Here is a 12,700-nt window from a genome sequence, read left to right on the forward strand (position 1 = left end):
AAATAAGATGCATGAAAAAAGCCAGCAACTTGCGTTACTGGCTTACTAAAATCGTCAACGTATTTTAGGACGAGACAATTTTAGGACGAGACATATTTTAGAGCTAGGCAGTTGTCGCATGTGAGCTTGTGATTACTCACTTAGTTATCCCAGTCCAGCAAACCACTTTTATCCGTTAACGATCTGCGGGAACACGCGAACGAGCTTGATACGGTTCTCTTCGAGTTCAACAATTTCCATTGGATGACTCGCAACCTGAACACTCAGGTGACTTTCTGGAATGTCTTCAAGGTGTTCCAGTATTAAACCATTAAGTGTTCTTGGGCCGTTTGTAGGTAGTGTCCACTGCAAGCCTTTGTTTATGTCACGGATATTGGCGCTGCCTTCTATCAAGAAGCTGCCATCGCTTTGCGGTGTGATTTCTTCAGATAAGCTTGGTGCAATTGAGGTCGTAAACTCACCAACGATTTCTTCTAGAATATCTTCAAGGGTAACCAAGCCGTTGATATCGCCATACTCATCCACAATCAAACCGATGCGCTGTTTATTGCGCTGAAACTTAAGTAGTTGAATATTGAGTGGCGTCGCTTCAGGAATAAAGTAGATCTCATCCGCTGCACGCAGCAGTGTCTCTTTATTGAATTCGTTCTTTTCAAGCATCAAGCGGTAAGCTTCTCGTAACCTAAGCATGCCAACCACTTCATCTATCTGGTCACGATATAACACAATACGCCCATGAGGGGAGTGAGTTAATTGGCGAACGATAGATTTCCAGTCATCATTGATGTCGATGCCAGTAATTTCATTTCGAGGCACCATGATGTCGTTCACGGTCACGTGTTCTAAATCTAAAATAGACACCAACATATCTTGGTGGCGTTGAGGTATCAGGCTTCCCGCTTCATTTACCACGGTTCTCAGCTCTTCGGAGCTTAAGTGGTCGGTCGCATCGTGACGGGCTTTGACACCTAAGATACGAATAAAACCGTTGGTAATGAAGTTCACCAATATCACCAATGGTGACAGTACCTTCATCAGTATTATCAAAAGGATACTACTGGCGTAAGAGACACGCTCTGGAAACAGAGAAGCGATGGTTTTTGGGGTTACCTCGGCAAACACGAGGATCACTAGAGTCAGGACACCGGTCGCAATTGCGACGCCGATATCCCCGTAGATGCGCATACCAAGAATAGTCGCGATCGCAGACGCAAGAATGTTGACGAGATTGTTGCCGATGAGAATGAGGCCGATCAATCTGTCTGGGCGGTTCAGAAGTTTTTCTACACGTTTGGCACCTTTATGACCCGTATTGGCCAAGTGCTTTAAACGGTAGCGGTTCAAGGACATCATGCCCGTTTCGGAACCAGAGAAATAACCAGAAATTACAATGAGACACGCGAGTAGCGCAAATAAGATACCCGTTGATATGTCGTCCAAAACTATTCTTTTCCTATTTGTGTATCTTGATTAATTTATGACCGAACATGGTCGAGATGTCAATTGAATCTAACGGACTCAATATTTTAAAGGCAAGGTGTGTGAGACCTTGCCTTCATATTACAGACTAATTCAGGATAATTTCCTGAACGAAGCGGCTACCGAAGTAGGCTAATGTGAGCATGCTGGCACCGGCAAGTGCGAACCAAGTGACTTTTTGTCCACGCCAACCTTTCTGATAGTGACCCCATAGAAGGATGGAGTAGATAACCCAAGCAATAAAAGACAATACAGCCTTGTGTGCTTTTCCTTGAGCAAACATATCTTGTACGAAGATAAGGCCAGTCAATAAAGTACCTGTTAATAAGCCATTACCGATCAGAATGATCTTGAAAAGCTGTCTTTCCACCATCATTAAAGGAGGTAGGTTAGGGTTTATCACTAACGCTTTTTTCTTTTTAAGTTTGTGATCTAGCCACGCAAGTTGTAGGGCGTATAGCGCACCGATAGTCAACGTCGCGTATGAGAACAAAGCCAAAGAGATGTGCAGTAGCAGCTTTGGGTCATTCTCTAGATGTTTGATGAACGTGCTTGAAAGAAAAGTGGCAGCCATTAGGTTTAGAGCAGCGAAGCTATAAACAACCGGCAAGATGAACCACAAGCGGGTTTTGAGCATCGCACCGCTCATGACCAAAGAGATGATTAAACTGATCAATGAAGCAACGTTCAAGATACTGAGGTTTTGGCCACTGGCATTAAAAATTAAATCGCCAAGCAACCAAGCATGGAAAGCTAAAGCAAGTAATGCGCTGATAAACACCGTTTTTACGCGGATTCCTGTTTGGTGCACGAGACCTGGAATGATCGTGGAAATCGCCATTGTATAAAGAAAGGCCGCTGCGATCGCAATAAGACTGTCCATGGTATCCATTTAAATGATTACTAATTGGCGAATTATACCTCGCATCGCTCTTTGGGGCTATGGTGAACCTCATTCAATTCCAAGTGAATAATGTCTCACATCACAAGCGTGGATGATTAACGCTCTACAACGGGTATGACTCTAATCCGCGCTAATGTATACTCACAGTAATAGTCGCAGTTTTGAGCGAAGAGAAAACTATGTTTGATAATTTAACGGATCGTCTATCCAAAACGCTGAAGAACATCAGCGGTAAAGGTCGTCTGACCGAAGACAATATAAAAGAGACGCTGCGTGAAGTACGTATGGCGCTACTTGAAGCCGACGTTGCACTGCCAGTTGTCCGCGATTTTGTTAAGCGCGTAAAAGAAGGCGCTGTGGGTGTTGAGGTTTCTAAATCTCTAACTCCTGGTCAAGAATTCATTAAGATCGTTCAAGCTGAGCTTGAAGCGGTGATGGGTGAGTCTAACGAGGCTCTTGACCTAGCAGCACAGCCGCCAGCCGTTATTTTAATGGCAGGTCTACAAGGTGCGGGTAAAACCACATCGGTAGGTAAGCTATCTAAGCTCCTGACTGAGCGTGACAAGAAGAAAGTTTTAGTTGTGTCTGCCGACGTTTACCGTCCAGCGGCAATCAAACAGCTTGAAACGTTAGCAAGCGATGTTGGCGTCGACTTCTTCCCATCTTCAGCTGATCAAAAGCCTCTTGATATTGCAAACGCTGCAATCGACCATGCGAAGAAGAAATTCTACGACGTGCTAATTGTCGATACTGCTGGTCGTTTGGCTATCGATGAAGAGATGATGGGCGAGATCAAAGAGCTTCATACTGCAATTAAACCAGTAGAGACTTTGTTCGTTGTTGATGCAATGACTGGTCAAGATGCTGCGAACACTGCAAAAGCTTTTGGTGATACGCTACCACTAACCGGTGTTATCTTGACGAAAGTTGATGGTGATGCGCGAGGTGGTGCTGCACTGTCTGTTCGTCATATCACTGGCAAGCCGATTAAATTCTTAGGTGTTGGTGAAAAGACTGACGCACTAGAACCATTCCACCCAGATCGTGTTGCTTCTCGTATCTTAGGTATGGGCGACGTACTGTCTCTTATTGAAGACCTACAGAAAAACGTTGATACCGAGAAAGCAGAGAAACTGGCTAAGAAGTTCAAAGAGAAGAAAGGCTTTGACCTTGAAGACTTCCGTGAGCAGCTTGGTCAGATGAAAAACATGGGCGGCATGATGGGCATGATGGATAAGCTTCCAGGTATGTCTCAGCTACCAGACAACGTTAAAGATAAAGTTGATGACAAGATGTTCAAGCAAATGGAAGCGATCATCAACTCTATGACAATGAAAGAACGTCAGCGTCCAGACCTAATCAAAGGCTCACGCAAAAAGCGTATTGCTGCAGGTTCTGGTACGCAGGTACAAGATGTAAACCGTATGCTTAAACAGTTCACTCAAATGCAGAAGATGATGAAGAAAATGCAGAAAGGTGGAATGAAAGGCATGATGCGCAACATGCAGGGCATGATGGGCGGCGGTGGAGGTATGGGCGGAATGGGTGGTGGTTTTAACCCGTTTGGTCGATAATCTACAAATGTAAGCTTTAGCTACGTTACTTTTCATAGTGTTAGCCGTGTCACAGAAAGTGTCCGGTTGCTATGTTGGTGAAAAAATAGCTAAAGCCCTTGCATTGCACCGGAATAAGAGTAAAATTCCGGGGCTTTAATTTGGCACGAGACCCCAAGCTATTTACTTATACTTGGGGTTAATTATTTTATTAAGAAAGCAAAGAGGACGACATGGTAACCATTCGTTTGGCACGTCACGGTGCAAAGAAGCGCCCATTTTATCAAATCGTAGTTGCGGATAGCCGTAACTCTGTAACTGGCCGTTTCATCGAGAAAGTAGGTTTCTTTAACCCTACTGCTCAAGGTCAAGAAGAAGGTCTACGTCTAGACCTAGATCGTGTTAACCACTGGGTTGGTCAAGGCGCATCTCTATCTGATCGTGTAGCTAAGCTAGTTAAAGACGCTCAAAAAGCGGCTTAATTCTTTTTTAAAGAGAAATAGCTTATGTCGATGAAGGGTAAAGAAACGATGAGCGAGCAAAATAATAGAATTGTCATGGGTAAACTTGGGTCTACCTATGGTATTCGTGGCTGGCTTAAAGTGTTCTCCTACACAGACAATGCTGAAAGCATATTTGATTACAGCCCTTGGTATTTAAACCAAAAGGGTAAGTGGGTTGAGTACAAAGTTGAGAGCTGGAAACGTCATGGCCAAGGTTATGTATGTAAGCTAGCGGGATTAGATGTTCGTGAAGACGCGCAACTGATGACTAACTTTGAAATTGCTATTGACCCTGCTTCGTTACCTGAATTGTCAGAAGATGAATTCTACTGGCGCGAATTGTTCGGTATGCAAGTTTTTACCACTAAAGGTTACGACCTTGGTGAGGTCACTGACCTATTAGAAACTGGCTCGAACGATGTTCTAGTAATTAAAGCAAATCTTAAAGATGCTTTTGGCCAAAAGGAACGGTTAGTACCGTACCTTGAAGAGCAAGTGATCAAGAAAGTTGATCGCGAAGCTCGCCGGATCGAAGTTGACTGGGATCCTGGATTCTAACTCCAAATTACAGAGCGAGAGAACACATGTGGGTTGGCATTATTAGCCTGTTTCCTGAAATGTTCCGTTCTGTTACTGATTTTGGAGTAACAGGTCAAGCGGTTAAAAAAGGTCTTTTATCTATTGAGACATGGAATCCTCGCGATTTCACTCATGATAAACATCGCACTGTTGATGATAGACCTTACGGTGGTGGTCCTGGCATGTTAATGATGGTTCAGCCTTTGCGCGATGCTATCCAAACTGCCAAGCAAGCAGCACCGGGAAAGACGAAAGTAATCTATCTTTCACCTCAAGGTCGTAAACTCGACCAGAAAGGTGTTGAAGAGTTGGCAACAAACGAGAACTTGCTTCTTATTTGTGGTCGCTATGAAGGGGTAGATGAGCGCATTATTCAATCTGAAGTCGACGAAGAATGGTCGATTGGCGATTTTGTGATGACGGGTGGCGAACTGCCAGCCATGACGTTGATTGATTCAGTCTCTCGGTTTGTTCCGGGTGTACTTGGAGATTTCGCTTCAGCAGAAGAAGATTCTTTTGCAAATGGTTTGCTAGATTGTCCCCATTATACGCGCCCTGAGGTGCTAGACGATAAAGATGTGCCATCGGTACTCAAGTCTGGAAACCATAAGGACATTCGTCGCTGGCGATTAAAACAATCGTTGGGCCGAACTTGGCTAAGAAGACCAGAGCTCCTGGAAAACCTAGCTCTGACTGACGAACAGGAACAATTACTGGCTGAATTCATTAAAGAGCAACGCTCTTAACGAAAAGCAAGCAGTAACCTATTAAATTTAGTATCAGTTTATTCTAGGAATTTATACAAATGAGCAACATCATCAAGGCTCTTGAAGAAGAGCAACTAAAATCAGACCTTCCTAAATTCGCACCAGGTGACACTGTTGTAGTTCAGGTTAAGGTAAAAGAAGGTGACCGTGAGCGTCTACAGGCTTTCGAAGGCGTTGTAATCGCTATTCGTAATCGTGGTCTACACTCTGCATTCACAGTTCGTAAGATCTCGAACGGTGAAGGCGTAGAGCGTGCGTTCCAAACTCACTCTCCAATGGTTGATAGCATCGAAGTTAAACGCCGTGGTGCAGTACGTCGTGCCAAGTTGTACTACCTACGTGAGCGTTCTGGTAAGTCAGCTCGTATTAAAGAGAAGCTTACTAAGAAGTAATTCTTTTTGCATTCTATCGATAAAAGCGGAGCCATTTGGCTCCGCTTTTTTGTGTCTGCTATTTAGAGCTGAGTAGGTAAGAGAGCCTCAATTCGCTCGTTCCTCGCTCTTGGGGATGACGGACTTAAACGAAACTCACATTTAACTGTCATTCCCTAGACTGACGAAGGAAGGAGTAGGGAATCTCTATTCGTACCATGCTATAGGCAATAAAAAAGGATTGACGTTAAACGCCAACCCTTCAAAATTTACTCGCTACTCGCTACTCGCTACTCGCTACTCGCTACTCGCTACTCGCTACTCGCTTAGTGTGGATCTTCCGACCAACCATCGCTATCTGACATGTCTGGTGCGCCAGCAATGCTGTTCTCTTCGTCTGCCCATTCACCGAAATCAATCATCTGACATTGCTTACTGCAAAACGGGCGGTGTGGGCTTTGTTCGCCCCATTCAACGTCGGCATTACATTGAGGGCATTTAACGATGGTGATTTTTTTCGACATAGTGATTCTTAATTAGAGGGTATTGTAAGAAAGAGTTTAGGCTCGAGTGAAGGCTCAAGCCAAACTATAAAAGGAAATTAATTAGCTGCAGACAGCCAATTCAAATTCGATGTCTTGAGTACAGGCTTGTCCTGTTTCAAAGCTCATGAACTTAACGGCAAAACGGTTTTTATGCCCGGAGATCATCGGGTAAGCACCGTATTGCATTGGAATAGAAAGGCGAAGGATATTCGCTTCATCAGCATCGCTCTGGAAGAAGCCAGCGCGAGCAATTTGCTCTTTAAAGTGACCAGTCTCTCTGGTGAGCTTTAACCATAGTGTTAGCGCTTCATACAGAGGCTGTAGGCTATCCATCCAAGCTTTGGCATCTCTCATTCTCTTATCAAGAGGAAGATGCAGCCAATAATGCAGTGCGGGTAAATCAAAGCAGCATGAGCCACCTGGTAAATTAAAGCGTTGACGTATGGCACTCAAGAATCGGTCTTCTTTAAGTGACTGCCCAAAACGCTCCGCCTGCATCAGTTCACGATAGATATTACTAATATCGTTGAGTAGTGAAGTCAGCATCTCTTGATCGACACCTTCAACATCTAACCAGCTTTTGTAGGTTACACGCTGCTTCTCAATATCTTTTGCAAGTTCACTCTTGAGCTGGATCTGTTCGAAGATTTCAATCAGATCAAAGATGGAACGGAAGAAGAGTTGATACTGTTGAGCATCGGAAAATGTAGAAGACAAGTGCAGCTGCCTCAAGAGTGATTCAACTCTTAAGTAGATGCGTGTTTTCTCATTTAGAGGATGTTCAAATTTGTGGGTGATCATCGAGCAAACCTTCATTCAACATTATTCTATTCTGACCCATCTACAGTACTGATTGCCAGATACTTTTGATGTAAATCTGTGATTTGAGGCAAAAGTTCTTGGTTTTTAGTATGGTTTTTAATCACGTCATCTGCAACTGCTAAGCGTTGTTCTCTTGAAGCCTGTGATTTCAAAATTGATGCAACTTGTTCCCTAGAAACATTATCACGACTCATCGTACGCTCTATTTGCACTTCTGTTGGCACATCAACGATTAATACGCGATCGGCCATGCTTTGCATTTGGTTTTCAACCAATAGCGGTGCGACTAATAAACCATAAGGGGATGTGACTTTAGACAGGTCACTGTCAATTTTGTTACGGATCATGGGATGCAGCAGGTCATTGAGCCATTGTTTCTCTGTGGGATCCGAGAAGATTAACTCACGCAGCTTACTTCGGTTGAGTGCTCCACCTTCAAGTAAGATAGCCTCACCAAAATGGTCGGTAATCTGCTTTAAGCCGTCACTGCCCACTGCGACGACTTCGCGTGCAACGATATCAGCATCGACAATATCAATATTAAAATGTTCATTGAAGAGATTAGCAACGGTGGTTTTTCCACTGGCGATACCACCGCTTAATCCGATAATGATTGCCATGGTTAAATTCCTAGTACAGAAGTGAAATACCAGCCCATGATGTCGTTACCCCACATCAAACTCACCCAACCCGCAATCGCAAGGTAAGGTCCAAATGGAAAGGCTTTATCTATGCCTTGTTGTTTCAAGCGAAGTTGAATCAATCCGAAAACTAAGCCGACAAGTGAGGATAGAAGAATGATCATTGGGAGGTGTTGCCAACCAAGCCAAGCGCCAAGCGCAGCCAGAAGTTTGAAGTCGCCGTAACCCATGCCTTCTTTGCCTGTCAGTAGTTTGAATAACCAGTAAACAGACCATAGCGCTAGATAACCTGCCATTGCACCAACCACGGAATCTTGAAGCGATACAGGGCTGATATTAAACAGAGCTAATGCGATACCAGACCAAACTAAAGGTAAGGTAATTTGATCAGGCAACAGCATAGTATCGAGATCGATAAAGGTTGCGGTAATCAATGCAAACGTGAAAAAAATCAAAGCAATGGCGTAGTAACTGAAACCAAAGTGGCTCGCGATTACGGTACAAAGTATCGCCGTAAGCAGTTCGACCAATGGGTAACGAGCGCTGATTGGGTTAGCACAGCTATGACATTTGCCCTTTAAGAACAACCAACTTAATACTGGAATATTGTCGATGATTCTTAATTGGGTTTTACATTTCGGGCAGGTAGAACGAGGGATACTGAGATTGAACTTTCCCTCTGGTGCTGGAATTTTATATTGAGAGAAATACTCCGAGCACTCTTGTTGCCACTCTCGTTCCATCATTATCGGTAAACGGTGTATGACTACGTTGAGGAAGCTGCCGATAAGAAGGCTAAAAATGAAAGCTAATACGGAGAATAGCCAAGGATAGTAGTGAAATACTTCCATAGTGTCCTTTACCACTTAATCAAGGTGAGCAGAGGTTGGCTGCTCATGGGTGTTTAGTTGCTTTTAACTATCCTAACACACTCATAAGATTAAAGATCGGTAAGTACATCGCGACAACAAGTCCGCCAACTACGGTGCCTAAAAATACGATGATCAGTGGCTCTAGAATCTTACCTAGGTTATCGACGGTGTTGTCTACTTCGAACTCGTAAATGGAAGCGACTTTATTGAGCATATCATCAAGATTTCCGGACTCTTCACCAATCATCACCATCTGCAAAACCATCTCTGGGAAGGCATTGGTATTGCGCATTGCAATGTACATCGGCATGCCTGCGGCAGTTTCACGGTGAACCTCGATGATGGCGGATTCATAATGCAGGTTGCCTGCGGTTTTAGCCGTTGTTTTAAGGCTGGTTAAGATGGGAATCCCAGAACTGAAACTGGTTGAAAGTGTTCGGCTGAACTTTGCAATCGATGCCTTGGTGATGACAGCACCCAAGATAGGAAAGCGTAAGCCAAGGCGACTGGTTGAAAGTCGAATCGAGTAGGATCGCTGACGCAGCTGCTGAAAAGACAGAATTAATAAACCAATACCGATGGCACTATAGAAACTATAAGCCTGCATCCAATGGGAAAGATAAAGCACTTGCTGGGTGAACCAAGGTAAGTCTGCTCCGAAACCAGAAAACATCGATTCAAATTCCGGAATGACCATGGTCAGCATTAAATAGGAAACGGTAAGGGCGACCGCTACAACCATTGCTGGGTAGATGAGCGCCTTTATAACCTTGGATTTTAGTTGCTCACTCTTTTCTCGATAGGTCGCCAAGCGTTCAAATACTTGTGCAAGGTTGCCGGAGAGTTCGCCTGTCGCGACCAAGTCGGTATAGAGGTCATCAAAGTGGCGGCTTGCGGTGCGCATCGCTTTTGAGATTGGCGTGCCGGCTTCTACACCTTTGCAGATGTGCGATAAAATCGATTTCATTTCTGCTTTGCGGTGATTGTCTGACACTAACTTGATGGCTTGCACTATGGGCACACCAGTCGCCAACATGGTAGCCAGTTGGCGAGTCAAAATAGTGATATCTTTGGCTTTGACTCGATGGGTTAAACGAGTGATTGCTGAGATGCTTTTCTTTTTGATCTTCTTAATCTGAATGTGCTGCTCTTTGAGCTTCTCTCGCACTTCTAATTCGGTGAGCGCTAAGCTCTGCCCAGACACTTTCTTGCCAGAACTATTGATTCCCTTCCAATGGTAGTTTTTTAGTTGTGATTGTTTGCTTTTACTACTCATTTTCGCTCCGTGAATTATAGGTATAGAACACGTTGTAGCTCTTGATAGCTGGTGGTGCCTTCAAGCAGTTTATCTAGCCCTGACTCTTGTAAAGTTCTCATGCCTTCTCGACGTGCCAAGTTTTCAATGGCTAACGCGTTCGGCTTGTCTATCAGGCTATTTTTCAGTTGGTCGCTAAACGGCATGACTTCATAGATACCGACTCGCCCCGAGTATCCCTGATTACACTCATTGCATCCTTGTGAGCTGGCTTTGTAGATGATTTGGCTATTGGGAATAGAGTGGCGTAGAAATATATCAGGTGAGTCATCAGCGGCTTTACAGTGGTCGCACAGTCGTCTTGCCAGTCGTTGGGCGATAATCAGGCTTAATGATGAAGCGAGGTTAAAAGGTTCTATCCCCATATGAGAGAGGCGAGTCACGGTTTCTGCTGCAGAATTGGTGTGCAGTGTCGAAAGCACTAAGTGGCCTGTTTGCGAGGCTTTGATCGCGATCTCGGCGGTTTCCAAATCACGGATCTCTCCGACCATCACCACATCAGGATCTTGTCGTAAAAATGATCGCAACGCTTCAGCGAAACCAAAGCCGATCTTAGGCGTCACTTGTACCTGATTGATACCACACAGGTTAATTTCAACAGGATCTTCGGCTGTTGAGATGTTGCGTTCAGTGGTGTTAAGAATTCGAAGGCCAGTATAAAGAGAGACGGTTTTGCCACTGCCGGTTGGCCCGGTCATTAAGATCATCCCTTGCGGGCGTTTTAGGGCATTGAGGTAGAGTGCTTTTTGATCCTCGCTGTAACCTAGCTTATCGATATCGAGATTGGCAGCGCTGCTGTCTAGAAGACGAAGAACGATCTTTTCTCCCCATAATGTTGGCAGCGTCGATACACGCATATCAATCGCCAGTTCGTCATTTAAGCGCAGTTTGATACGACCATCTTGAGGCAAACGGCGTTCGGCGATATCAAGTTTGGCGAGAATCTTCAAGCGCGCCGATAGACGACGACTTAAGTGAGAAGCGGGCTGTTGAATTTCGACAAGGATGCCATCGCAACGTAGACGTACGCGGTAGTTTTCTTCATAAGGTTCGAAGTGGATATCCGATGCGCCTTTACGTGCTGCATCGACTAGAATCTGATTGATAAAGCGACTGACAGGGGAGTCATCTTGGCTGAGGTCTTCAATCGAAGTTATCTCGTCATCAGATATCTCAACAAGGTTAGCGAGCTCATCTTGGGTGATCTCTTTGCGCTTGGAATCTTGTCCGGAAATAGAACGTCCATACAGTTTTCGTATTGCGCCTTCTAATTCAGAGTAATTAGCGACAACCAATTCAATCTGTAATCCGGTTGCGAATCGAAAGTCATCTTCAGCTTGTAAATCGGTCGGGTCAGCAGAGGCGAGTGTGAGAGTGGAACTAGAGACTGAAATCGGGATAGCACTATACTTGGTGATCAGCTCACGAAGCCCTAGTTGTTCGCATAAGGATTCATAATCCGTATTACTAAGTTGTACCAACGGCAAGCCGAAGATGGTTTTGATGTTATTTGCTAAGGAATCGCCGCTGAAGAACTCGAGAACGAGCAAAGCTTCAGGTGTCGAAATACCTGAAGCTTGTGCATGTTCCGCAACGGCTTTTTCCTGACTCAGGCTAAGTAAGTTAGCCTGACGAAGGATTGTGGATAGGTTGGTTAGCATTATGGGGCAATACAACCATCAACTGGTACGGTTGCATGAAGGCTATTTTTGCAAACCCAACCCGTAGTACCTCTATTAAAGGTTAACGTTGAGGTATTAATAGAGCTACTACCTCCGAAAGTAAATAAAAGAGTGTCATCAGCTGAGATAGTAATGGCACCTAGTGTATTTGCAGATCCAGTTGTACCTAAGTCACCTAAATCTGTTGCTTGAGCAAGCTTCCCTTTTTCTTGGTGTATTAATTCTGCGGGTGTAATTAAGGCTCTCATAGTTGCTAGACCTGATGAAATCTCTCCTTTGGTGACGTAATTCTTATATGCTGGAATTGCCACTGCAGACAAAACCCCAATAATCGCCACTACAATCATCAATTCAATTAACGTAAAGCCTTTCTGACTTGTTCTTCTCTTTTTGTTATTCATTGTTCTATTCCATTGTTTAGTTTGTTTCAGCGCAAGCACTGGTTGATGGAAAGAATAGAAGTCGGAATGGGGAAGTGGAATGGTGTTCAGGTTTGGTCGCGAGTGGTTTCGTGTTTATTAGTGTGGTGTTTCATATGGCGCGCAAAATTATGCGACCAACTTAAATAAGTGATTGAAATACTGATAGTTTGTCTCGTCCTAAAATACGTTGACGATTTTAGTAAGCCAGTAACGCAAGTTGCTGGCTTTTTTCATGCATCTTATTT

14 protein-coding genes are annotated in these 12,700 nt (G+C 44.3%); 5 read left to right on the forward strand and 9 right to left on the reverse strand.

The window, feature by feature from the left end; translation table 11 throughout:
- Positions 1–168: 168 nt before the first annotated feature.
- Positions 169–1,440 (reverse strand): HlyC/CorC family transporter, encoded by a 1,272-nt coding sequence (locus NX845_RS23100; protein WP_054541869.1) that lies wholly within the window; start codon positions 1,438–1,440, stop codon positions 169–171.
- Between the two features lie 127 nt (positions 1,441–1,567).
- Positions 1,568–2,362, reverse strand: a complete 795-nt coding sequence (locus NX845_RS23105) for an inner membrane protein YpjD (protein ID WP_017079954.1) — start codon at positions 2,360–2,362, stop codon at positions 1,568–1,570.
- 200 nt (positions 2,363–2,562) lie between these two features.
- Here NX845_RS23105 and ffh point away from each other — a divergent pair, with 200 nt between their 5' ends.
- From ffh to rplS, 5 genes are all read left to right on the forward strand, one after another.
- Positions 2,563–3,957 carry a signal recognition particle protein gene (ffh, locus tag NX845_RS23110; protein WP_004735506.1) on the forward strand — a complete coding sequence of 465 codons (1,395 nt, stop codon included), beginning with the start codon at positions 2,563–2,565 and terminating at the stop codon, positions 3,955–3,957.
- A 212-nt stretch (positions 3,958–4,169) separates the two neighbouring features.
- A complete protein-coding gene (gene rpsP / locus NX845_RS23115) occupies positions 4,170–4,418 on the forward strand; it encodes a 30S ribosomal protein S16 (protein WP_004735508.1) in 249 nt (82 codons plus the stop codon).
- Positions 4,419–4,442: 24 nt separating this feature from the next.
- Complete coding sequence (rimM, locus tag NX845_RS23120) at positions 4,443–4,997, forward strand: ribosome maturation factor RimM (protein ID WP_004735510.1); 555 nt, start codon at positions 4,443–4,445, stop codon at positions 4,995–4,997.
- Between the two features lie 26 nt (positions 4,998–5,023).
- Positions 5,024–5,764, forward strand: coding sequence for a tRNA (guanosine(37)-N1)-methyltransferase TrmD (gene trmD / locus NX845_RS23125; protein ID WP_004735512.1), 741 nt, complete (start codon positions 5,024–5,026; stop codon positions 5,762–5,764).
- Between the two features lie 59 nt (positions 5,765–5,823).
- Positions 5,824–6,177 (forward strand): 50S ribosomal protein L19, encoded by a 354-nt coding sequence (gene rplS, locus NX845_RS23130; RefSeq protein WP_004735514.1) that lies wholly within the window; start codon positions 5,824–5,826, stop codon positions 6,175–6,177.
- 305 nt (positions 6,178–6,482) lie between these two features.
- Here rplS and yacG read toward each other — a convergent pair whose 3' ends face one another.
- The 7 genes from yacG to NX845_RS23165 all read right to left on the reverse strand — a co-directional run bounded on the left by yacG (position 6,483) and on the right by NX845_RS23165 (position 12,434).
- Positions 6,483–6,680, reverse strand: a complete 198-nt coding sequence (gene yacG, locus NX845_RS23135; RefSeq protein ID WP_004735515.1) for a DNA gyrase inhibitor YacG — start codon at positions 6,678–6,680, stop codon at positions 6,483–6,485.
- An 81-nt stretch (positions 6,681–6,761) separates the two neighbouring features.
- Entirely contained in the window at positions 6,762–7,502 is a 741-nt protein-coding gene (gene zapD, locus NX845_RS23140) for a cell division protein ZapD (RefSeq protein WP_017087400.1), read from the reverse strand.
- A 26-nt stretch (positions 7,503–7,528) separates the two neighbouring features.
- Entirely contained in the window at positions 7,529–8,143 is a 615-nt protein-coding gene (gene coaE / locus NX845_RS23145; RefSeq protein ID WP_102568770.1) for a dephospho-CoA kinase, read from the reverse strand.
- 2 nt (positions 8,144–8,145) lie between these two features.
- Positions 8,146–9,015: an A24 family peptidase gene (locus NX845_RS23150; RefSeq protein ID WP_260257202.1), complete on the reverse strand. Its 870-nt coding sequence runs from the start codon at positions 9,013–9,015 to the stop codon at positions 8,146–8,148.
- Between the two features lie 67 nt (positions 9,016–9,082).
- Positions 9,083–10,312 carry a type II secretion system F family protein gene (locus tag NX845_RS23155; protein WP_004735441.1) on the reverse strand — a complete coding sequence of 410 codons (1,230 nt, stop codon included), beginning with the start codon at positions 10,310–10,312 and terminating at the stop codon, positions 9,083–9,085.
- Between the two features lie 14 nt (positions 10,313–10,326).
- On the reverse strand, positions 10,327–12,012 hold the full coding sequence (gene pilB, locus NX845_RS23160) for a type IV-A pilus assembly ATPase PilB (RefSeq protein ID WP_260257203.1): 1,686 nt from the start codon (positions 12,010–12,012) through the stop codon (positions 10,327–10,329).
- Positions 12,012–12,434: a prepilin-type N-terminal cleavage/methylation domain-containing protein gene (locus NX845_RS23165; RefSeq protein ID WP_065682540.1), complete on the reverse strand. Its 423-nt coding sequence runs from the start codon at positions 12,432–12,434 to the stop codon at positions 12,012–12,014. Before NX845_RS23165 ends, pilB begins: the two co-directional genes overlap by 1 nt.
- Positions 12,435–12,700: the final 266 nt, after the last annotated feature.

Source organism: Vibrio sp. NC2 (assembly GCF_025195005.1).
GTDB lineage: Bacteria > Pseudomonadota > Gammaproteobacteria > Enterobacterales > Vibrionaceae > Vibrio > Vibrio splendidus.

Bases quoted from the DNA above. Each gene is read 5' to 3' on its own strand.
- rimM (WP_004735510.1), top strand. From the start codon at position 4,443: ATGTCGATGAAGGGTAAAGAAACGATGAGCGAGCAAAATAATAGAATT.
- NX845_RS23105 (WP_017079954.1), bottom strand. From the start codon at position 2,362: ATGGACAGTCTTATTGCGATCGCAGCGGCCTTTCTTTATACAATGGCG.
- trmD (WP_004735512.1), top strand. From the start codon at position 5,024: ATGTGGGTTGGCATTATTAGCCTGTTTCCTGAAATGTTCCGTTCTGTT.
- NX845_RS23155 (WP_004735441.1), bottom strand. From the start codon at position 10,312: ATGAGTAGTAAAAGCAAACAATCACAACTAAAAAACTACCATTGGAAG.
- rplS (WP_004735514.1), top strand. From the start codon at position 5,824: ATGAGCAACATCATCAAGGCTCTTGAAGAAGAGCAACTAAAATCAGAC.
- zapD (WP_017087400.1), bottom strand. From the start codon at position 7,502: ATGATCACCCACAAATTTGAACATCCTCTAAATGAGAAAACACGCATC.
- NX845_RS23150 (WP_260257202.1), bottom strand. From the start codon at position 9,015: ATGGAAGTATTTCACTACTATCCTTGGCTATTCTCCGTATTAGCTTTC.
- yacG (WP_004735515.1), bottom strand. From the start codon at position 6,680: ATGTCGAAAAAAATCACCATCGTTAAATGCCCTCAATGTAATGCCGAC.
- ffh (WP_004735506.1), top strand. From the start codon at position 2,563: ATGTTTGATAATTTAACGGATCGTCTATCCAAAACGCTGAAGAACATC.
- pilB (WP_260257203.1), bottom strand. From the start codon at position 12,012: ATGCTAACCAACCTATCCACAATCCTTCGTCAGGCTAACTTACTTAGC.
- coaE (WP_102568770.1), bottom strand. From the start codon at position 8,143: ATGGCAATCATTATCGGATTAAGCGGTGGTATCGCCAGTGGAAAAACC.
- NX845_RS23165 (WP_065682540.1), bottom strand. From the start codon at position 12,434: ATGAATAACAAAAAGAGAAGAACAAGTCAGAAAGGCTTTACGTTAATT.
- rpsP (WP_004735508.1), top strand. From the start codon at position 4,170: ATGGTAACCATTCGTTTGGCACGTCACGGTGCAAAGAAGCGCCCATTT.